Annotated in this window: 13 protein-coding genes; 6 read left to right on the top strand and 7 right to left on the bottom strand. The window is 67.6% G+C overall.

The window, feature by feature from the left end; genetic code table 11:
- Window positions 1–16: 16 nt before the first annotated feature.
- From ABB22_RS05015 to ABB22_RS05030, 4 genes are all read right to left on the bottom strand, one after another.
- A complete protein-coding gene (locus ABB22_RS05015) occupies window positions 17–2,371 on the bottom strand; it encodes a beta-N-acetylhexosaminidase (protein ID WP_055772268.1) in 2,355 nt (784 codons plus the stop codon).
- Window positions 2,372–2,445: 74 nt separating this feature from the next.
- Window positions 2,446–3,879 carry an outer membrane protein assembly factor BamB family protein gene (locus tag ABB22_RS05020; RefSeq protein ID WP_055772265.1) on the bottom strand — a complete coding sequence of 478 codons (1,434 nt, stop codon included), beginning with the start codon at window positions 3,877–3,879 and terminating at the stop codon, window positions 2,446–2,448.
- Between the two features lie 466 nt (window positions 3,880–4,345).
- A complete protein-coding gene (locus ABB22_RS05025; RefSeq protein ID WP_055772261.1) occupies window positions 4,346–7,222 on the bottom strand; it encodes a TonB-dependent receptor in 2,877 nt (958 codons plus the stop codon).
- A gap of 115 nt (window positions 7,223–7,337) precedes the next feature.
- Complete coding sequence (locus ABB22_RS05030) at window positions 7,338–8,360, bottom strand: glucokinase family protein (RefSeq protein WP_057505072.1); 1,023 nt, start codon at window positions 8,358–8,360, stop codon at window positions 7,338–7,340.
- 63 nt (window positions 8,361–8,423) lie between these two features.
- Between ABB22_RS05030 and ABB22_RS18385 the strand changes: the two genes are divergently transcribed.
- Entirely contained in the window at window positions 8,424–8,579 is a 156-nt protein-coding gene (locus ABB22_RS18385) for a hypothetical protein (protein WP_161809347.1), read from the top strand.
- Between the two features lie 128 nt (window positions 8,580–8,707).
- On the opposite strand, the gene ABB22_RS05035 is transcribed toward ABB22_RS18385, so the two are convergent.
- The 3 genes from ABB22_RS05035 to ABB22_RS05045 form a co-directional block, all read right to left on the bottom strand.
- Window positions 8,708–11,017 (bottom strand): family 20 glycosylhydrolase, encoded by a 2,310-nt coding sequence (locus tag ABB22_RS05035; protein WP_055772255.1) that lies wholly within the window; start codon window positions 11,015–11,017, stop codon window positions 8,708–8,710.
- 168 nt (window positions 11,018–11,185) lie between these two features.
- The gene (locus tag ABB22_RS05040; RefSeq protein WP_055772252.1) at window positions 11,186–13,858 is read right to left on the bottom strand and encodes a TonB-dependent receptor; all 2,673 of its coding nucleotides are present in this window, start codon (window positions 13,856–13,858) and stop codon (window positions 11,186–11,188) included.
- A 91-nt stretch (window positions 13,859–13,949) separates the two neighbouring features.
- Window positions 13,950–14,972, bottom strand: coding sequence for a glucokinase family protein (locus tag ABB22_RS05045; protein WP_244481330.1), 1,023 nt, complete (start codon window positions 14,970–14,972; stop codon window positions 13,950–13,952).
- A gap of 368 nt (window positions 14,973–15,340) precedes the next feature.
- Here ABB22_RS05045 and ABB22_RS05050 point away from each other — a divergent pair, with 368 nt between their 5' ends.
- From ABB22_RS05050 to ABB22_RS05070, 5 genes are all read left to right on the top strand, one after another.
- On the top strand, window positions 15,341–16,624 hold the full coding sequence (locus ABB22_RS05050; RefSeq protein ID WP_057505073.1) for a sugar MFS transporter: 1,284 nt from the start codon (window positions 15,341–15,343) through the stop codon (window positions 16,622–16,624).
- 43 nt (window positions 16,625–16,667) lie between these two features.
- Window positions 16,668–17,744 carry a LacI family DNA-binding transcriptional regulator gene (locus tag ABB22_RS05055; protein WP_055772642.1) on the top strand — a complete coding sequence of 359 codons (1,077 nt, stop codon included), beginning with the start codon at window positions 16,668–16,670 and terminating at the stop codon, window positions 17,742–17,744.
- 4 nt (window positions 17,745–17,748) lie between these two features.
- Window positions 17,749–18,774, top strand: coding sequence for an SIS domain-containing protein (locus ABB22_RS05060; protein ID WP_057505074.1), 1,026 nt, complete (start codon window positions 17,749–17,751; stop codon window positions 18,772–18,774).
- 250 nt (window positions 18,775–19,024) lie between these two features.
- Window positions 19,025–20,164 (top strand): N-acetylglucosamine-6-phosphate deacetylase, encoded by a 1,140-nt coding sequence (nagA, locus tag ABB22_RS05065; RefSeq protein WP_057505075.1) that lies wholly within the window; start codon window positions 19,025–19,027, stop codon window positions 20,162–20,164.
- A gap of 568 nt (window positions 20,165–20,732) precedes the next feature.
- On the top strand, window positions 20,733–21,821 hold the full coding sequence (locus ABB22_RS05070; RefSeq protein WP_057505076.1) for an acyltransferase family protein: 1,089 nt from the start codon (window positions 20,733–20,735) through the stop codon (window positions 21,819–21,821).
- Window positions 21,822–21,867 lie beyond the last annotated feature (46 nt).

The following is a 21,867-nucleotide window of genomic DNA, read 5'->3' on the forward strand; positions in this document are numbered from 1 at the left end:
CGGAGGGAGGCGCCGATCAGTCTCCCGTGCGCAGCGCCACCTGCTTCAGCACCCACATCGTCGGCCGCGTATCGCCGCTGAAGGTCATGCACAGGTTGGCGGTCGCGTTGGCACCGGAGTGCAGCGGTGCGTCCAGGGTGATGAAGCCATCGGCATCGGCTGCTTCCGGCAACGGCACCGAAGCCAGTACCGGCCCTTCGCAGCCGTCGCGGACCTCGAACTCGCCATGCGCCGCCACCGCCTTGCGGAAGCCGCGCTTGGCTTCCTCCTCGCGCAGCAGACCGAAGTTGTACGGAATGCGTCCGGCACGTACCTGGATCGAGGCCACGTCCTGCAACTGCGCGCCTTCCCACAACCAGCACGGATTGAAGATGGTCACGTCGAAATTCTCGCGCGGGCCGTCGGTGGGATTGTCGTCCTCCAGCCGCAGCAGCAGGCGGCCGCCCTGCGGGCACTGCGCCAGCGTCTTGTCGTTGCGGGTGAGCAGCGAAGCGGCGTCCAGGGTCCACCGGCTGGCCTTGTCGGCCAGCGGCTTGCCGTCGAAGAAGACGGCGGCCTCCAGGTACGTGGGTACCTGCAACGCCAGCGGCGCGGCGTAGGCGGGCGAGCGTGCCGTCGGCGCGCTGCCATCGGTGGTGTAGCGGATGTCGCCATAGCCCAGCGGGTTGGAGAGTTCGACATCCACGCGGTTGCCGGCGCGGTCGTCGTGGCGCTGCATCGCCACCGACAGCGCGGTCTGGCCGTAGGCGATGTCCAGCGCCCTGTAGCGCTGCAGCTGCGCCGGCAGGCGCTTTAGGAAATCGTCGTAGTCCTTGCGCTGCAGCGGCGTCCACGCGATTTCGGCCAGCGCGGCCATGCGCGGGAACAGGTTGTGCTGCAGGCGCTCCCAGGTGCGGGTGTGCTCGGTCCACATGTTGGCCTGCACGCCGATCACATGCCGGCGCTGCTCGGGCTGCAGTTGTCCGGGTACCGGATCGAAGGCGTAGATCTTCTGCATCGAGGTGAATTTCGGCCGGCCCGGCGGCTCGTCCGGCAGGTTGGTCTGCAGGAAGTCCAGGTACAGCGTGTTGCCCGGCGCCATCACCACGTCATGGCCGTGCGTGGCAGCTTCGATGCCGCCCTCGATGCCGCGCCAGGACATCACCGTGGCCTGTGGCGGCAGGCCGCCCTCGATGATCTCGTCCCATCCGATCAGCTTGCGGTCGTGCTCCTCCAGGAATTTCTCCAGCCGCTTGAGCATGTGCGACTGCAGCGCCTCCTCGTCCTTCAGTCCAAGCGCGCGGATATGCGCCTGCACCGCGGGCGAGGCCTGCCATTGGTATTTCACCGCTTCGTCGCCGCCAATATGGACATAGGGGCCGGGGAACAGGTCGATCACTTCGGCCAGGACGCCTTCCAGGAACTGCAGCGTCTCCTCGCGCGGATTGAACAGGTAGGGATTGACGCCCCAGTTGTGCGACGGCTCGGTCGGGCCGTCGACCACGCCGTGCTCCGGATAGGCCGCCACCGCCGCCTGCGCGTGGCCGGGCACGTCGATCTCCGGAACGATGGTGATATGGCGGGCGGCGGCATAGGCCACCACGTCGCGGATCTGTTCCTGCGTGTAGTGGCCGCAGTACAGGTTGGGCGTGCCGTCGGCCTTGCGGCCGGCATCGCCCTGCGGCACGCGGCAACCGCCGACTTCGGTGAGCTTCGGGTAGCGCTTGATCTCGATGCGCCAGCCCTGGTCGTCGGTCAGGTGCCAGTGGAACGTGTTGAGCTTCTGCGTGGCCATCGCATCGAGCAGTACCTTGATCTGCTCCACGCTCCAGAAGTGGCGCGCCGAATCGAGCATCAGCCCGCGCCAGGCGAAGCGCGGCGCATCCTCGATGCGCATCGCCGGCAGCGAGACCGCCGCGGCCTGTTGCCCGGCGAGCAGCTGCCACAGCGACATCGCGCCATTGAACAGGCCATGCTCGCTGGCCGCTTCGACCACGATGCCGGTGGGCGAGATGTCCAGCGCGTACGCTTCAGGCGAAGCGCCCGCGCCTGCCGGCGTCAGGCGGAACACGATGCCATCTTCCGCCTTGCCCGCATCGGTGGCCAGCGCCAGCGGCGTGGTCCGGCCGAGCAGTCCGGTGAACTGCGCGGCGACGCGCGCCGCGGCTTCGCCCTGCGCGCGCACGGTGGTGCCGGCAGCGACAAGAAAGGTGCCGGCAGCCGGCTGCATCGATTGCGGGCGCGGGATGATCGTCGCGCTTTCCACCTGCACCGGCTGCGCCTGCGCCGCCGGAGTGGCTGCGTCGTTGGTTGCGACACAGGCGGTGGTGCCGCCCAGGACAACGAACAGGGCGCTTGCGAGCGCGGCGGTGGTGGTGCGGTATCGGATCATCGCGTGTCCTCTTGGATGAAGCCTGGACGCGGGTGCGGCCAGGGGCGCAGCGGTACGGGGTGGAAGGATGTGGCTCAGCGCAGGGAGAGGGGCGGGGAAGGAGGGTCGTCGGCACCCGCTTGCGGTGTGGTCGCGTTGGGCAGGGCGAAGCCCATCAACGTGCCGCCGATGGTCGCCGCGACCAGGGTGTCGCCGCTGCGTGCCAGATCGCCGGCCACGCCCCAGATGAAGCCCTCGCCGGCCGGCAGTGCGATGCGCGCGACGACCCGCCCGTCCGCGCGGTCGAGCATGGCCAGTTCCGCCTGCAGCGGCTGGAAATACGGCGCGCCGGCGGCGGTGGCGACGAACAGGTGGCGGCCGGCGGGCAGTGGCGTTCCCCAGCTCCAGCCGGCCACTTCGCTTCGCCAGCGCACCTTGCCGCTGCCTGCGTCGATGGCGCTGATCCGCTTCAGGTCGGACGAGCCGATGTAGAGCGTGCCGTCCACGATGATCGGCGCCGATTCCACCCACGAGGTCCAGAATGGAAGCAGCCACAGGCGGTGGCCGTCGCCCGCGTCGAGCGCGTGCAGCAGCGCGCCGCGGTCGCTGGCATAGACGCGGCCTTCATGGACCACCGGCGCCGCGCCGGGCTGGCCGGACAAGGGATGGCGCCACCGCTGCTCGCCGGTGCGCGGGTCCAGGGCATGCACGCTGCCCGGCTCACTGACCGCGTAGATGTGGCTGGCGTCGGCCGCTGCACCGTGGCGGATGCGGCCGGGTGCGACGAAGCGCCACAGCCGGCGGCCGCTTTCGGCATCGACCGCATGCAGGCCGCCATCGGCGCTGCCGATGTAGAGGGTGGCGCCCAGCACCAGCGGTCGCGGCGCCTGTCCGTCCCAGTGCGCGCTGCCCGGGTGCGGCAGCACGCGCTCCGCCGGCTCGGTTGCCAGCGGGTAGCGCCAGACCTCGCGGCCGTCCGCCCTGTCCAGGCGATGCAGGAAGGCGTCGCTGGCCACGTAGACCGCGTCGCCGTCGACGGCGGCGCTGGCGAACACGGGAAAGCCCAGCGGCACGCTCCAGGCGCGATGGCCATCGCGCACGTCCACCGCCTCGAAGATGCCGCCGGTGGTACCGACGTAGGCGATGCCTGCATCAACGACCGGCGCGGCGAACACCTGGCCGGACAGGCGTACCGCCCAGAGCGGCCCCGGCAGCGCGGGCGCGTCGGTGGCCGCGATCGACGGCATGGCGGGCGGGCGTGGCCCCGCCTGCCTCAGGTCGGCGCTACCGGCCGGATCCAGCAGGGTGCCGGTCAGGCGTCCCGCCTTCCGCGCCAGTGCCAGGTGCAGGCCGGGCAGGCGCAGGATGCCGTCCTCGATCCGCGCGCTGCCCATCGCCATGGACTGCATGTGCGCGATGGGCAGGTCCAGCCTGACTGACAGGCCGCCTCCGCCATCGGGCTGCAGTTCCAGGCCGACGGCCACGCGCTCGCGCCCGCTGCCCGTATGGCCGGACCAGTAGCCGGCCATACCGGTGGTTTCCTGCGCGGCGGCCGTGGTGGAGCAGGCCAGCGCCCAGGCGAACAGCCAGCACCGAGCTTCTGCGTGCGGGGCGCGGGCTGGCCGGTCTCGGGGTGGTACGCGCGTTGTCATGATGGTTGTGGTCCTCTGTCCGGTACGGGCGACCTGCCGCGGCAGGCCGCATCGCCTTCCCTGCGTCTTGCCTGATGCCTGCGGGGAAGAACCGCAGGTCATGACGGGCCGGTCTTGCCGCTCCGTCGGCCACTACGGTATTGCCTGCCGGACCAGAAGGCGAAACGCCGCGATGCGATGCAGCGCTTGCCGCTCCAGCAGGTGCAGCGGATGGGCCATTCCATGCCCTGATGGTTGCCGCTCCGCGTTGGCGATACCGACGCCGGAAAAAAAGCGGGCCTGGATTGCCAGGCCCGTTGGAGGAGAAAAACAACGTGGAACGTGGGGTTTCAGCCGAGCCGGATCAGAACTGGAAGCGCAGCGTGGCCATGTAGCGGCGGCCGGTGCGGTACAGGCCGCGCACCAGCTTTTCGGTGTTGGCCACACCCGGAACTTCCGCGTAGGAGCGGTATTCGCTGTCCAGCAGGTTCATGCCATCCAGGCCAAGGGTCAGGTTGTCGGTGATCTTGAAGTTGACGCTCGCATCCAGCGAATCGTAGTCATCGGTGACCAGGTAATTGCCGCGGTCGACGTTGGTGTAGTACTTCGAGCGCCACGAGTAGGTCACGCGGGCGCTGAGGCGCTCGCTCTCGTAGAACGGGCTGAAATTCAGCTGGTTCTTGGAGTTGTAGGGCAGGAAGTCGCCGTTGTCGGCCTTGGCTTCGGCGTAGGTCCAGTTGGCCAGCAGGCCCAGGCCCGCTCCGAAGGTCTGCTGGTACGCCGCGGAGAAGCCCTTGATGGTGGCGCTGCCGGCGTTGTTCGGGCGCGAGACATCGAACTCGGTGTCGCGCTGGTCGGCCTGGTTGAAGTGGATCTCCTTCTGGGTGCTGACCAGGATGTAGTTGTCCACCTTCTTGTGGAACAGGGTGCCGGCCAGGATGGCGTTCTCGGAGAAGTACCATTCGGCCGAGAAGTCCAGGTTGGTGGATTCGTACGGGTTCAGGTCCGGGTTGCCGCCGCCACCGGTGCGGGTCTGGTCGCCCAGCCACAGATAGGTGGACATGTCGCCGTAGTTCGGGCGCGAGATCACCTTGGCCGCCGAACCACGCAGCACCACGCTGTCGCTCAGGTCATAGACCACGTTCACGTTCGGCAGCACGTCGTTGTACTTCTTCGAGGTGGTGGCCAGCTGGTAGCTGTGGACGTAGTTGTTGGCTTCGTTGGCGACGCAGCTGGGCTTGCCGATGCACTGCCAGCTGGTGCTGTCGGACTCGGTGCGCACCAAGCGTACGCCGAAGTTGCCGCGCAGCCGGTCGACACTGAAATCGGCCTGCAGGTAGGCCGCCGTCACGTCTTCGGTCACGTTCCACGTGTTGGCCACGAACGAGGGATCGTAGAAAGTGCTCGGGGCGCGCATGGTCTGCCACGGGGCCAGCCAATCGCCGCTGAGGATGTAGTCGGCCAGCTTCCAGCCGTCGATCATGAAGCGGCTGTTGAGGTCGCCCACGTCACCGAAGCCGGAGAGATAGTTGTCCGGCAGCTGCTTGGGGTCGAACTTTTCGGCGCTGACGTCGCCATAGCCCTTGATCGAGGCCAGGGTCACACCGGCCATCGACTGCGAGGTTTCGTGTTCGCGGCGCTTGGCGCCGAAACGCAGCTGGTAGATCGGCGATTCCAGCTGGATGCCGAAGTCGACCTGCGCGTACTTCTCTTCGTCGCGGGTCGGCTTGGTGACGATGTTGCCGCCCCAGCCCGATTTCCAGTTGTCCTTGGTCGCCGGGTCGGCATGCCAGCCGCAGCCCCAGGAGAACTGGGTGCAGGGCTCGCCGCGGTCGAGCTTGTAGGCGTTCGGGTCGTTGAACGGGCTGCCCGGGTTGGCCGGGGCGAAGTGCCTGGCCACGTCCTGGATGGCGTCGCTCTGGTAACCGTCGAAGTACAGCTTCGGTACCTTGCCGGTCAGGTCGTAGCTGTAGTTGGCCTTGTTGAGGAACTCGCCGAACACCTGGCGGCCGGTGCCGCCGGTGGCCTTGGAGTAGCCGGCATGGGCCGAGGCGAACCAGCGCTCGTCGGTCCACTTGAACTTCACGTCGTAGGAGTCGGTATCGACGGTGGCCTGGCGGTTGATCAGGTCATACACGGTCAGCGCATTGCGGAACTTGGCCTTGGTGATGACGCCGCCATCGACGGTCAGGTCGGTCAGGTTGCCCAGCGAGTTCCAGGTGTTGCCGTTGAAGGCGAACATGGCATGGCTGATGTTGTCGTAGCCGGCCTTGACGTCGAGCAGGTTGAACTCGATGTCCAGCTTCTCGTGCGGCTTGAACTGCAGGGCCAGCGACAGGGTGTCGCGCTCGCGCTTCTGCTCGAAGTAATGGGCGCTGATCGAATTCGGTGCGACCGCGTTCGGGTTGGCCAGCAGGGTGGTGGCGCAGCTGCCCACGCAGCTCGGCGGCATGGTGACGGCCTCGCCGGTGGACCAGTCGTCGCTGGTGCTGGTGATCGAGTTCGGCGCGCCGTCGCGGCTGTTGATGTAGTGGTCGCCGGTTACCGTGCCGTAGGACTCGATGCCCTCGCGGCGGATGCTTTCATCCGAGCGCTGGCCGGAGATGATCACGCCGAAGGTGTTGGCTTGGTTCTTCCAGCCGAACATGGCCGAAACCGACGGGTCGCCGCTCTCGATGCGGTCGTTGTAGAGGTAGCCCACCGAGCCGGAGACGGTGGTGCCTTCCAGGTCCAGTGGCTTGCGGGTGGAGATGTTGACGGTGCCGCCGACCGAGCCTTCGTCCAGCCACGCTTCCGGCGACTTGTAGACTTCGACCTTGCTGACCAGTTGCGGCGCCAGCAGCGAGTAGTTGAAGGTGCGGCCCGGCTGGTCGGTGATGAACCAGTCGGCCGAGGCCACGGTCTGGCCATTGAGCATGGTGCGGTTCAGCGCCGGATCGGTGCCGAGGATGCTGACCTTCTCGCCCTGGCCGAAAGCCTTGTCGATGGTCACGCCGGGAATGATGGTGATGGCCTCGGCGACGTTGGTGGCCGGGAACTTGCCCACGTCCTCTGCGGTGATGACGTCGACGATGGCGTCGGCGTTGCGCTTGGTTTCAAGCGACTGCTGCAGGCTGGCGCGGATGCCGGTGACCACGACGCGGTCGAGGTCGGTCGTTTCCTTGCCGGCGTCCTGCGCGTGCGCGGAGAAGCTCAGGCAGGTGACGATGGCGGCGGACAGTACGGACTTGCGGTACCTCATGATGTCTCTCCTCATCATTGGCGGATTGTGGGTTGAACCGCGGTTTCTGTAGGTGGCTGGTGCGCGGGCGCATGCCCGTGCGGCGGTGTGCGTTGCTGCGTGGGTGGGAGCGTGATCAGGTGCTGCGGTGCTGCAGATACCAACTGGCTGCGCCGATGACACCCAGTTGCCCGTGCTCGACCAGCTTCACGGGAATGCGCTGCAGCGCCTTCGCCATCGGTCCCTTGTTGAGGAAGCGTTCGACGAAGGTGCTGCCGATGAGGAACTGGCCGAGCTTGGGCAGGATGCCGCCGGCCAGATAGATGCCGCCCTGCACGCCGTAGAGCAGGGCCATGTCGCCGATGGTGGAGCCGAGGATTCCGCAGAACAGCTGCAGCGTCTCGACCGCGAGCGGGTCGCTGGCGTCGCAGGCGGCGGCGCTGACCGCATCGGGGGTGGCGTGGACGGGCGCGGTGCCGCGCACGGCGCACAGGGCGTTGTAGAGGTTGAGCAGGCCGGGGCCGGACAGCGCGCCGTGTTCGATGGAGACGTGGCTGCGGTTGCGCAGCATCTGCTGCAGCACGGCCATTTCCAGCTCGGTGCTGGCGGCCAGCGAGGCCTGGCCGGCTTCGGTGGCGAGCACGACCGAGCGGTCGCCGACGGGAATCCAGACCGCGGCGCCCAGGCCGGTGCCGGGTCCGACGACGAGGGTGGGGCCGCGCGGCGCTTCGGCCGGACCGGTGAGCTGGAGGACCTGGCTGCCGTCGATGTGGGCGGCGGCGTGGGCGACGGCTTCGAAGTCGTTGACCAGGTGCACGGCCTGGAAGCCGAGGTCGTCGCGGATGCGGTTGGCCGACAGCGGCCAGGGCAGGTTGGCCGAGATCACGCTGCCGTCGGCCAGCGCATAGCCGGCACTGGCGATGACGCATTCGCGCGCGCCCGGGGCATGGCTGCGGAAGTCGGCGAGGATCTGGCCGAGGTCGGCGTGGTCGGCGCAGCGATACCTGCGATAGGCGAGCACGTGGATGTCCGGCACCGGACCCGCTACGGCACGCACCAGCCCCACCCGCACATGGGTGCCGCCGACGTCGGCCGCGATGAGCGGCGTGGCCGACGCGGCGATGGTCAGGTCATGGGCTGGACTGAAACTGGCGACCACGCGATTTCCCCTGGGTGTCTGCAGATCCCCGGGGATCTGCGGCATCCGGAGTTTCGGTGGTGCGTGACAACGATGTCAAGCTGCTTTGCAAAAAATTTTCATATCGCTACTCGTGCCGAAATTGAAAATAACCCAATGATTGCAATGGAAAAATTTATTTCAAACGAAACTTGCGACGAAGGGCGGGGGAAAACCGTGGTCGATCAGGGGTTGTCGTGAAATTTTTTCGCACTCTCGGCGCGGCAAGTGCCCGGCACCGCCTCGGGCTGACCTGCGGGGGCAGCCCGAGGCGGCGGCGTTGCCCATGAAGACAGAGGCCACCGTTTCCGGTGGCCTCTGTGTCGTGCTCAGCGAGCGGTTTCCAGTTTTATCCAGTCCAGCGTCCACAGGTCCGGCCGGGTGTCTCCGGTGAAGCGGATGCAGAGATCGGCATGCGCCGCGGTGGCCGGGAGCGGCGCTTCGAGTTCAATGAAGCCATCGGCACCGGGTGCGGCCGGCAGCGGCAGCGAGACCAGCGGCGTGCCCTTGCAGTCGGCCAGGATCTCCAGTTCGCCATGCGCGGTGCGTGCGGGAACGAACTTGCGGCTGGGCTCGTCGTGGGCCAGCTGGAAGTTGTAGGGAATGCGCCCGGCGCGGACCTTCACCGCGCTCACGCCGGTGAGGTCGGCGTCCTGCCACAGCCAGCATGGGCTGAAGATGTTGACGTTGAAGATCGCGCGGTCGCCATCGGCCGGGCCGTCGTCTTCCAGGCGCAGCAGCAGCTTGCCGTCGCCGGGGCAGAGGTCGAGCCGGGTGTCGTCGCGGACGAGCAGCGAATCGGCGGTGATGGCGAAGCGGTTTGCCGCGGCCAACGGCTTGCCCTCGAAGAACGCCGCGGCGCGGACCTGGGTCGGCAGCCCGACCTGCAGCGGCTGCGTGTAGCGCGGCGACGCGGCGGTCGCCTCGCTGCCGTCCAGCGTGTAGTGCACGGCATAGCCGAGCGGATTGTCCAGCGTGACGGTGGCGGTGCCGGCGGCACGGTCGCCCTTGTCGTGCATGTCCACCTGGAACGGCGTCTGCGCATACCGGATGCCCATCGCCCGGTAGCGCTGCAGCTGGCGCGGCAGGCGCTGCAGGAAGCCGCCGAAATCGCGCTTTTCCTGCGGGCTCCAGCCGGTCTCGGCGACGGCGGCCAGGCGCGGGAACAGGTTGTGCTCCAGGTTGCGGTCGTTGCGGGTGTGCTCGGTGAACATGTTGGCCTGCAGGCCGAGGATGTGCTGGCGCTTGTCGGCGGCCAGCTCCGCGGGCACCGGCTCGAACTCGTAGGCCTTCTTCAGCTCGATGGTGGTCGGGCGGCCCGGCGGCTCGTCCGGCGAACCGGTCTGCAGGTAGTCCATGTACATGTGGGTGACCGGGGTCATCACCACGTCGTGGCCCTCGCTGGCGGCCTTCAGGCCGCCCTCGGTGCCGCGCCAGGACATCACCGTGGCTTCCGGCGGCAGCCCGCCCTCGAGGATCTCGTCCCAGCCGATCAGGCGCCGGTCGTGCTGTTCGAGGAAGGTTTCCAGGCGCTTGATGATGTGGCTCTGCATTTCCATCTCATCCTTGGCGCCCACCTCGCGCATGTGCGCCTGTACGCGGGCCGAGGCGATCCACTGGTCCTTGACCGCCTCGTCGCCGCCGACGTGCACATAGCGCGCCGGGAACATGTCGATCACTTCCAGCAGCACGTTCTCCAGGAACCGCAGGGTGCTTTCCTCGGTGTTGAACAGGTTGGGGAACACGCCCCACTGGTTGTCGATGACCAGCGGCTTGTCGGTGGCGCCCAGTTCGGGATAGGCGACGATGGCGGCAGTGGCATGCCCGGGCACGTCGATTTCCGGGATCACCTGGATGTGGCGCTGCGCCGCATAGGCCACGATCTCGCGGATCTGTTCCTGCGTGTAGTAGCCGCAGTAGCTGCGCGCCTTGCCGGTGGCCGGGTCGCGGCCGGCATCGCCCAGCGGTACGCGGCAGCTGCCCACCTCGGTCAGTTTCGGGTAGCGCTTGATCTCCATGCGCCAGCCCTGGTCGTCGGTGAGGTGCCAGTGGAAGGTGTTGAGCTTGTGCTGGGCCATGGCGTCGAGCAGCTTCCTGATCTCGTCCATGCTCTGGAAGTGACGCGCCGAATCCAGCATCAGCCCGCGCCAGCGGAAGCGCGGCGTGTCGTCGATGTCCGCGGCCGCGACGCGGCCGGGATTGTCGCCGGTGAGCAGCTGCGCGGCGGTGACCGCGCCGTAGAACAGGCCCACGTCGTCGCCGGCGCTCACCTCGATGCCGGTATTGGACACCTTGAGCCGGTAGCCCTCGGCGGTATTGAGGGCCGACGGATCGAGACGGAAACGGATCTGCGCCTTGCCGGCGTTTTCGGCCACGGCCAGGGTCGGGCCGCCGTTCTGCGCCAGCAGCCATACGAACTGGGCGGCGGCGCGGCGTGCCGCCTCGTCGTTGCCGCCGACCTGCGCGGCGCGCCCGAGCACGAACTCCTTGCCGCCGGTGGCGTGGTAACTGGAGGGCAGCGGGATCAACGACGGCGGGGACGCGGCCTCCATCGCGTGCGCCTGCGATGCGGCGATGCCAAGCAGCATGCAGCTGCCGAGCCAGGTTGCGCGGTGGCGCATGCGGAGGGACTTCGTCATGGGGCGGAGCTCCTGTTCGGGTTCTTCTATGAAATGCCGGGACGGCCCGGTCGGCCATCCCGCCTGTCCTGTCGCTCGCCGGGCGTCGCCCGGCGCTACAAAAACGCCGGGCCCGGAATGACCCAGGCCCGGCGTATCACGCTTCCGGCGATGCTGCCTGCCGGCGTATCAGTACTTCACGTGGAAGTTGATGTAGTACTGGCGGCCATTCTCGTAGAACGCGGTCGGAATGGAGGCGCTCTGGTAGTACTTGAACGTCGGGTTGTTGAGGTTCAGCGCATCCAGGCTGATGCTCAGCCAGTCGGTCGCCTTGTAGCTCAGCGAGGCCGACAGGGTGCCGAAATCATCCTGGTAGTACGGAACCGCGCCCTGCAGGCCGATCAGGAACGACGAGCGGTAGGTGTAGCTCAGGCGCGCGCCGAACGTGTCGTTCTCGAAGTAGGCGCCCACGTTGTAGGTGTTCTTCGAGGTGCCCTGCAGGCTGTTGCTGCCGTTGGCCCAGGTGAACGAAGACTTGCCGTCCACATAGGTGTAGTTGGCATTGACGCCGAAGTTGTCGCCGATCGGCTGCTCGTACGCCACTTCCATGCCGCTGACCTTGCCGTCGACATTGATCGGCATCGCGACCTTGTAGGCTTCCAGCTTGTTGGTCAGCTCGCTGAACAGCATCTGGGTCTCGGTGTCGAAGCCCACGTAGTCCTTCAGGTTCATCGCGAACACGCCGACGGACAGCAGGCCGCGCGGCATGAAGTACCACTCCAGGTTGGCGTCGAAGTTGCTGGACAGCACCGGCTTCAGGCGCGGGTTGCCGCCGCCGCCGGTACGGCTCAGGTCCGAACCCCACGACGAGGCACCCAGCGCCGAGTAATCCGGCAGGGTCTGGGTCTGCGAGGCGGCGAAGCGGAACACCAGGTCGTCGGCCAGGTCGAACTTCAGGTTGGCGCTCGGCAGCAGGCGGCTGTGCTTGTTGTTGTACGACAGTGCCTTCCAGGAACCGAACTGGCTGCTGACATCGATGTTGGCCGGATCGGAAACCGCCAGGTAGGTATTGATGTCCTGGTCGACGTTGACGTAGCGCAGGCCGACGTTGGCGCTCCAGCGATCGCCGACGAAGTTGGCCTGCACGTAGGCGCCGAAGTTCTTCTCCTGCACCTTCCATTCGCCGCCGTAGTTGTGGCGGCCGCTCGGACCGTCGTTGTTCGACAGCCAGGTGGAGTTGGCGAGGATGGCGTCCTTCAGTGCGCTCGGGGTGAAGTACCACAGGTTGCGCGGGAAATTGCCGCCGATGCCGCTGGCGAAGCCGCCCGGATAGCTGGCGGTGGCGCCGCTCTTGAGCGCGCTCCAGATATCGCCCGGCGTGGCGCCTTCCGGCGACAGGGCTTCGCGCTTGTGGTCGGCGTAGCGGGCGCCGAAGTCGATGGAGCTCAGGGCGCTGTCGTTGAAGTACTGGCTGAAGTCGGCGGTGAACCACTTCTCCTTGTCTTCGGCGGTGACCTGCTGGTTGCCCCAGGTGCCGAAGCTGGTCACGCCTGCCGGCGTGATGTCGCCGCCGACGCTCCAGTCCACCGGCGAGCCGATGCCGTGGGTATTCCAGCTGGCACCGCCGCCATTTGCCAGGGTCACTTCGGCGATGAACTGGCGCGGGGTAGAGCCGGTGCCCTTGGTCGAGCCGGCCTGGAACTTGGCGCTCAGGTTGTCGTTGACCTGCCAGTCGGCGTCCAGCGTGACATAGCTGCTCTTGGCGGTGGCTTCGCGGTAGATCATGTCGTAGACCGCGTAGTCGGTACCGGCCTTGCCGGCGTACTTGGCGTCGGTCAGCACGCCGTCCTTGACCGTATAGCCGGCGTCGGGCGCCTGGCTGTTGGCGAAGTTGCCGCCCCACAGCATGAAGTTGCGGTTGTAGTTGTTGGCCTGCATCTTCGAGGTGAAGCCTTCCAGCCCCAGCGTCAGATTGTCGGCCGGCTTGAACTGCAGCGACACCAGGCCGCCCTTGCGGTCGCGGATCTGTTCGAACAGGGTCGAGCCCAGCAGGCTGGGGGCCCAGACATCGACCAGGTCCGGGTTGGACTGGCCGAGCGCGTTGATCGTGCCATCGGAATTGCGGCCGAGCTGGAAGAAGCCGGACGGCAGTTCTTCCGCTTCGCGGCGCAGATGACGCTTCTGCTTGAACGCCTGCACCATCACGCCGAAGGTGCCGTCGTCGTTCTTGTAGTTGAACAGGCCCGACAGCTGCGGGTCGGTCGCCTCGGCCTGGTCCGCGCGGACCGCGCCGATGGAGGCTTCGGCGGTGATCGGCTTGGCGAACTCGAGCGGCTTGCGGGTGATGATGTTGACGGTGCCGGTGGTGCCGCCGTCCTGCAGCTTGGCCTGCGAGGACTTGCTCACTTCCACCGAGCGCACCAGTTCCGACGGCAGCAGGGTATAGCTGACGCTGCGGCCGACGTTGCTGCCCTGGCTGAGCACGAACCAGTCGGCCGAGCCGACGCTGTGGCCGTTGATCAGGGTCTGGGTCAGGCTCGGGCTGGTGCCGCGCAGGCTGACGCGGTCGGCTTCGTCGAAGCCGCCTTCGCTGGCGGAGGACGAGCTGATGTTCACGCCGGGCAGGCGCTGCAGGGTATCGGCGACGTTGTGCGCCGGCAGCTTGCCGATGTCCTCGGCGGTGACGACTTCAAGGCGGGCATTGGCCTCGCGCTTGGTGTCCAGCGACTTCTCCATCGAGCCGCGGATGCCGGTGACGGTGACGGTGTCCAGGTCGGTCGCCTTGGGTTGCGCTTCCTGCGCATGGGCGCTGAAGGCGAGGCAGCCGGCGATGGCTGCCGAAAGCAGGGTCTTGCGATGCATGTTGTCTCTCCTCAACATCGTAAATGAAAGGCACTGGCGTGCCGCTTTACTTCTGGTCTTGCTGGTGCATCTGTTGCTTATGCTGCGAGGCTTACTTGGCCAACTTTTCCAGATACCAACTGGCTGCACCGATGACACCCAGTTGCCCGTGCTCGACCAGCTTCACGGGAATGCGCTGCAGCGCCTTCGCCATCGGTCCCTTGTTGAGGAAGCGTTCGACGAAGGTGCTGCCGATGAGGAACTGGCCGAGCTTGGGCAGGATGCCGCCGGCCAGATAGATGCCGCCCTGCACGCCGTAGAGCAGGGCCATGTCGCCGATGGTGGAGCCGAGGATTCCGCAGAACAGCTGCAGCGTCTCGACCGCGAGCGGGTCGCTGGCGTCGCAGGCGGCGGCGCTGACGGCATCGGGGGTGGCGTGGACGGGCGCGGTGCCGCGCACGGCGCACAGGGCGTTGTAGAGGTTGAGCAGGCCGGGGCCGGACAGCGCGCCGTGTTCGATGGAGACATGGCTGCGGTTGCGCAGCATCTGCTGCAGCACGGCCATTTCCAGCTCGGTGCTGGCGGCCAGCGAGGCCTGGCCGGCTTCGGTGGCGAGCACGACCGAGCGGTCGCCGACGGGAATCCAGACCGCGGCGCCCAGGCCGGTGCCGGGTCCGACGACGAGGGTGGGGCCGCGCGGCGCTTCGGCCGGACCGGTGAGCTGGAGGACCTGGCTGCCGTCGATGTGGGCGGCGGCGTGGGCGACGGCTTCGAAGTCGTTGACCAGGTGCACGGCCTGGAAGCCGAGGTCGTCGCGGATGCGGTTGGCCGACAGCGGCCAGGGCAGGTTGGCCGAGATCACGCTGCCGTCGGCCAGCGCGTAGCCGGCGGTGGCGATGACGCAGTGCTCCACCGGCGGGTTGTGGCTGGCGAAGTCGGACAGGATCGCGCTCAGGCTCGGATGATCCGCGCAGCGGTACTTGCGGTAGGACAGGATCTCGATCGCCAGGCCTTCGCCATTGCCGGCGCGGATCAGGCCGACGCGCACATGCGTGCCGCCGACATCGGCGGCGAGGAACGGCCGCGACGCACTGTCGAGCGGGAAGGTCTGCAGTGTGGGGGCGGCAGCGGTCACTCGGTTTCCCTATGGCGTTGGGGAGCGCCCATCAGGCGCCATCGGGGGCCGAGTCTGTAATCGTTCTGACAACGATGTCAACGAATAATTGAAACTTTCGATGTTGCGCCGCAGCGACATTTTGCGCGCCGAGGGTCATCGAGGTTTTGTTGCATTCGAAAGCAGGTCGCCGGGGAGTCCTGCGTTTGCAGGGCAAAGGCATTGAGCGGCATGGCTCCGCTGCATCCATGGTCCGCGGCCGGGCCGATGCGTGCGTACACGCGTTGTTGACAAACCCATCGGCGCCAAACCATAAATGTGACAACGTTGTTCCCAGTTACCACCGGTCGGCGTGAGCCGTCCCTCTCGCAGCTGCAGGAGCCTTGCCAATGTCCGCTGTTCCCGCTTCCACGCCGCGCACCGGCATGGCGTCCTCGATCGCCATCGTCGGCGGCCTGTTCTTCATCCTCGGCTTCTGTACCTGGATCAACGGGCCGCTCATCACCTTCGTCAAGCTGGCCTTCGAGGTCAGCGAGGTGTCGGCGTTCCTGGTGCTGATGGTGTTCTACCTGTCCTATTTCTTCCTGGCCCTGCCGGCCTCGGTGATCCTCAACCGCACCGGCATGAAGAAGGGCCTTGCGCTGAGCCTGGCAGTGATGGCGGTGGGCGCCATGCTGTTCGGCCAGTTCGCGACGCAACGCTGGTTTGCCGGCGCGCTGGGCGGCCTGTTCGTGATCGGCGGCGGCATGGCGCTGCTGCAGACGGCGGTCAACCCGTACATTTCCATCCTCGGCCCGATCGAGGGCGCGGCCCAGCGCATCGCGCTGATGGGCATCTGCAACAAGGTCGCCGGCATCCTCGCGCCGATCGTGATCGGCTCGCTGGTGCTGCACGGCATCGGCGATCTGGACGCACAGGTGAAGGTGGCCGATGCGGCGACCAGGACCCAGCTGCTCAACGATTTCGCCGCCAAGATCCACACGCCGTACATGGTCATCGCCGGCGTCCTGCTGCTGGTGGCGGTGGGCGTGCTGTTCTCGCCGCTGCCGGAAGTGCGCGCGGCCGAGGCCAATGCAGGGGTCGCGGGTGGCGTGTCGGAAAAGCGCAGCGTCTTCCAGTTCCCGCACCTGTGGCTGGGCGTGCTGTGCCTGTTCGTCTATGTCGGCGTGGAGGTGATGGCCGGCGACGCCATTGGCACCTATGGCCATGGCTTCGACCTGCCGCTGGACCAGACCAAGCTGTTCACTTCCTACACGCTGACGGCGATGCTGGTCGGCTACCTGGTCGGGCTGGTGCTGATCCCGCGCTTCATCTCGCAGGAGCGCTGGCTGGCGGTGTCGGCGGTGCTCGGCGTTCTGTTCAGCCTGGGCGCCTACGTCACCCACGGCTATGTCTCGGTGGGCTTCGTGGCCGCGCTGGGCTTTGCCAACGCGATGATGTGGCCGGCGATCTTCCCGCTGGCGATCCGCGGCCTGGGCCGCTTCACCCAGACCGGCTCGGCCCTGCTGGTGATGGGCATCGCCGGCGGCGCGATCATTCCGCAGGCGTTCGCGGTACTCAAGCAGCACTTCGATTTCCAGCTGGTGTTCGCCGCGCTGATGGTGCCGTGCTACCTGTACATCCTGTATTTCGCTGTCAGTGGGCAGCGTGCGGGCCGCGCGCATGGCGGCTGAATCGAGCATCATGGCGGACAATCAGTCCAGGCAGGAAACCGTCATGCGCAGACCCACCATCAAGGACGTCGCCGAGCGGGCAAAGGTCTCGCTCAAGACGGTGTCGCGGGTCATCAACAACGAGCCTTCGGTGATGCAGGCCACCCGCGCGCGCGTGCTGCGCGCGGTGGCCGAACTGGACTACGAACCGGATCCGTCCGCGCGCAACCTGCGCAGCAACACCACCTTCGTGATCGGGCTGGTCTACGACAACCCGAATCCCTACCACATCATCGGCGTGCAGAACGGCGTGCTGTCGGCCTGCCGCGAGACCGGTTTCGGGCTGCAGATCCATCCCTGCGACTCGACCTCGCCGATGCTGGCCGAAGAGCTGGCCGACTGGGTGCAGCGTTCGCGCCTGGCCGGGCTGGTGCTGACCGCGCCGATGTCCGAGCGCCCGGAACTGGTGGCGGCGCTCAACGCGCGCGGCATCAAGACGGTGCGCATCATCGCCGCCACCGAGGACCCGGCCGACGGCGCCTGCGTGTTCGTGGACGACCGCGATGCCGCCTACGAGATCACCGAACACCTGATCCAGCTCGGCCACCAGCGCATCGGTTTCCTGTGGGGCGGGCCCGAGCACCGTTCCAGCGGCGAGCGCTACGCCGGCTACGAGGCGGCGCTCAAGGATTACGGCATCAGCCTGGACAAGCACCTCGTCATCCCGGGCGATTACACCTTCGACGACGGCTTCCGTGGCGCGCGCCGCCTGCTGGCGCTGCGCGAACCGCCGACCGCGATTTTCGGCTCCAACGACGAGATCGCCGCCGGCGTGCTGGCCGCGGCCAATTCGGCCGGGCTGAACGTGCCTTACGACCTGTCCATCGCCGGTTTCGAGGACAGCCCGTTCTCGCGCCAGTCGTGGCCGGCGCTGACCACCGCCAAGCAGGCCACCGGCGACATCGCCCGCCATGCCGCGCGCCTGTTGATCAGCCAGCTGCGCACCGACGCCTATGAGGACAACCCGGTGCAGCTGCAGAACCAGGGCTTCGTGCCGCAGCTGGTGGTGCGCGGCTCCACCGCGCCGCTGCGCCAGCAGCCGCTGCGGCCGCCTTCCATTTCCCCCGATCTTTCCGAGTAGAGCCATGTTGCCCAGCGAAACCGAAACCCTGATGTTCAACGAGGCCGCTTCCAGCGCCTCCGTGATCGCCGCTCAGTTCGCCCGCAACCGGGACGTGGTGCAGGCATTGGCCGCGGACCTGCGGCAGAATCCGCCGCCGTTCGTGGTGACCTGCGCGCGCGGCAGTTCCGATCACGCCGCCACCTATGCCAAGTATCTGTTCGAGACGCGGCTGGGCCTGGTGACCGCTTCGGCGTCGCCGTCGGTGGGCTCGGTCTACGAAGCAAGGCAGAAGCTGCAGGACGCCCTGTACCTGGTGATCTCGCAGTCGGGCAAGAGCCCGGACCTGCTGCGCAACGCCGAGGCGGCCAGGGCCGCCGGCGCGCGCGTGGTCGCGCTGGTCAACGTCGAAGATTCGCCGCTCGCACAGCTGGCCGACACGGTGATCCCGCTCGGCGCAGGCGCCGAGCGCAGCGTGGCCGCGACCAAGAGCTACCTCGCCTCGCTGGCCGCGATCCTGCAGCTGTGCGCGTACTGGAGCGACGACCAGACCCTGATCGCCGCGCTCGACGCCCTGCCCGCCGCCCTGACCCAGGCCTGGCAGTGTGACTGGACGCCGCTGACCGACGGGCTGGTCGATGCGCACAACCTGTTCGTCGTCGGCCGCGGCCCGGGCCTGGCCGCGGCGCAGGAAGCGGCGCTCAAGTTCAAGGAAACCTGCGGCCTGCACGCCGAGGGCTACAGCTCGGCCGAGGTCAAGCACGGGCCGATGGCGCTGGTGGGCGAGGATTTCCCGGTGTTGGCCTTCGCCCAGCCCGACGAGACCGGCGCCGGCACCCGTGCCCTGGCCGACGAGTTCGGCGCGCGCGGCGCGCGCGTGTGGCTGGCCGGCGAGGGCGGCAACCTGCCGGTCGCGTCGGCACCGCACCCGCTGTGCGCGCCGCTGCTGACCGTGCAGAGCTTCTACCGCGCGATCAACGCGCTGGCGCTGCGCCGGGGCCATAATCCGGACCTGCCGCCGCATCTGAACAAGGTGACCGAAACGGTCTGACGGTTTTCCTTCTCCCGCGGGGAGACGGCCCGACGGGGACTGTCGGGTCGCACGGCGAAGCCGCCTGGAGGAAGAAGCGCACGGATGCAGGATGCAGGCGCCCTGGAGCACAAGGAGGAGGGCCGGTCCGGAGCCGCCTGCGGTCGAATGCAGCCAGGCGTCGCTGCGCCTCCTCCCCGCGACCACTCCCCGTGCGCGGGAGCCTGCTTGTCCCCCCCCCCTCCCGGGGCCGGAATCTGGAAACGAAAAGATGACCAGCTACGCATTGACCAACGCCCGTGTCCTGGGCAACGACGACTTCCACTCCGGCCATGCCGTGCTGGTGCAGGAGGGCAGGGTGGCCGCGGTGCTGCCCGAGGCTTCGCTGCCGGCCGGCGTGCCGCGCCATGATCTCGGCGGCGGCTGGCTGCTGCCGGGCTTCATCGACGTGCAGGTCAATGGCGGCGGCGGCGCGCTGCTCAACAACACGCCGGACGTGGCCGCCCTGCGCGCGATGATGCGCGGGCACCGCCGCTTCGGCACCACCGGCATGATGCCGACCCTGATCAGCGACGATGCGGCGGTGATGGCCGAAGCCATCGCCGCGGTGCGCCAGGCCATCGCCGAGGGCGTGCCTGGCATTCTCGGCATCCACCTGGAAGGGCCGTACATCGCGCCGGCACGCAAGGGCACGCACGACGCGGGCAAGTTCCGCGTGCCGGGACCGGACGAGGTGGCGATGGCGACCTCGCTGGACAACGGCGTCACCCTGATCACGCTGGCGCCCGAACGGGTGCCCGTGGAGACCATCAAGGCGATGGTCGGCAACGGCGCCATCGTCTGCGCCGGGCACACCGCGGGCAGCTACGAGGAAACCCGCGCCGGGCTGGACGCCGGCATCAGCGGTTTCACCCACCTGTACAACGCGATGACGCCGCTGCAGGGGCGCGAGCCTGGTGTGGTCGGCGCCGCGCTCGAGGATCCGCACAGTTGGTGCGGGGTGATCGTCGATGGCGTGCACGTGCATCCGGCCAGCCTGCGGGTGGCGCTGGCGGCCAAGCCGCGCGGCAAGGTGCTGCTGGTGACCGACGCGATGCCGATGGTCGGTGCGGACGATCCCTCGTTCGAGCTGTATGGCGAGGTCATCACCGCCGTCGATGGCGTGGTGCGCAACGCCGCCGGTTCGCTGGCCGGCTCGGCGCTGGACATGGCCACCGCCGTGCGCAATACGGTCAGCCTGCTGGGGCTGCCGTTGGCCGAGGCGGCGCGGATGGCGTCGACCTATCCCGCGCGATTCCTGCGCGTGGATGACCGGTATGGCCATATCGCGCCCGGTTACCAGGCCGATTTCGTGTTGCTGGATGAAGCGCTGCAGGTGCAGGCCACCTGGATCGCGGGTCAGCGGGAGTGATGCAGCGCCTTCCCGTTGGGGCGAGAAGGCACGGTCTGCGCGCCACTGGCGCGCGTGCCTTCGAGCGCCCACGCCGCTGGCGTGGGCCGGGGCGCGGAGCGTGAGGAGGGTACGGGTGAAGCCCCGTTTTGATCGGCCCCGGGGCAACGGCAAAGGCTTTCGCTCCCGCTTCGCGTGAGCGGGTTACTTCGCTTTGTTCGCGCAAGGAGGAGGTAACCAAAGGAAGTGTTTTTCAACAACCGGATGGCGGGTCAAGCACCCCTGCCTTCGCGCCACGGCACTGACATGCCGTTGGTCCACTCCGCCGCCGGGATTTTTCGACGAGACATCCCAGCACGTCGCCCCTTGCGGGGTCTTGTCCGTCGGCTCCGGCGCTGCGGAAGGGAACCTGGCAAGTACAAGATCACGAGCAACAGCAACAGCAACAGCAACAGCAACAGCAACAGCCTGCCTCTGTCGGTGGTTCCGGCAAAGGCGGTGGTGTTTTCAACAGACCGAAGGGCGGGTCGATCGTTTCTCAATGCAGTGTCTGCCGGCCTCCGACACCTGATTTCACGGGACACCCTCGATGACCAGTTCCCAATCCAGCCAATCACCCACCCGCTACGCCTCGGTCGATGCGCTGCGCGGCATCACCGTGGCGGCCATGCTGCTGGTCAACAACCCGGGCACCTGGAGCCATGTGTATGCGCCGCTGGAACATGCGGAGTGGAACGGCTGCACGCCCACCGACCTGGTGTTCCCGTTCTTCCTGGTGATCGTCGGTGTATCGATCGGACTCGGCGTGGTGCCGCGCGTCGAACACGGCGCCGACCGCGCCGCCTTGACCCGCACCGTATTGGTACGCGCGCTGCGCATCGTCGGCCTGGGCATGCTGCTGCACCTGCTGGCGTGGTGGTGGCTGGACCTGGCGCATTACCGACCGCTGGGCGTGCTGCAGCGCATCGGCGTGTGCTTCGCCGTCGTCGGCACGATGGCGATCTGGCTGCGCACGAACGCGCAGCGTGCCTGCCTGCTGCTGTTGCTGGGCGGATACGCGGCGCTGCTGGCGGCCGGCGGCACGCTGGAGCCCTGGCACAACCTGCCCAGTCGCGTGGACACCGTCCTGTTCGGCGACATGGCCTACAAGTACGACGCCGCCACCGGGCTGGGGCACGATCCCGAAGGACTGCTTTCCACATTGGGCGCGCTGGCCTCGACCCTGATCGGCCTGCGTGCCAGCGCACTACTGCGCAGCAGTCGCCCCGCGCGCCTGCTGCTGGCCGCCGCCGTGCTGTTGGCGCTGGGCGCGCTGTGGGCCATGTGGCAACCACTCAACAAGAACCTGTGGACGCCGTCCTACGTGCTGTGGACGGCGGGCTGGGCGCTGGCGGCGCTGTGGCTGGCGCACCTGCTTATCGACCGCGTGCAGTGGCCGCCGCTGGGCAGGCGCTTCGGCGCCAACGCGATCACCGCCTACGCCGGTTCCGGGGTGATGGTGCTGGCGATGCTCGGTACCGGCAGCTGGGGCTGGCTGTACGCCAACGTGTTCGACCGCTGGATCACTCCGCTGGCCGGCGCCGAAGCCGCTTCGCTGGCGATGGCCGTCGCTTTCGTCGCGGTATGGTGGCTGCCGGTGTGGTGGCTGGACCGGCGGCGGATCTATCTGAAGATCTAGAAGCGCATGCAGGGCAAGGGATTGGTCCTATCCTGCGTCGATCCGA

The organism is Stenotrophomonas nitritireducens, assembly GCF_001431425.1.
GTDB classification, from domain to species: Bacteria; Pseudomonadota; Gammaproteobacteria; order Xanthomonadales; family Xanthomonadaceae; genus Stenotrophomonas; species Stenotrophomonas nitritireducens.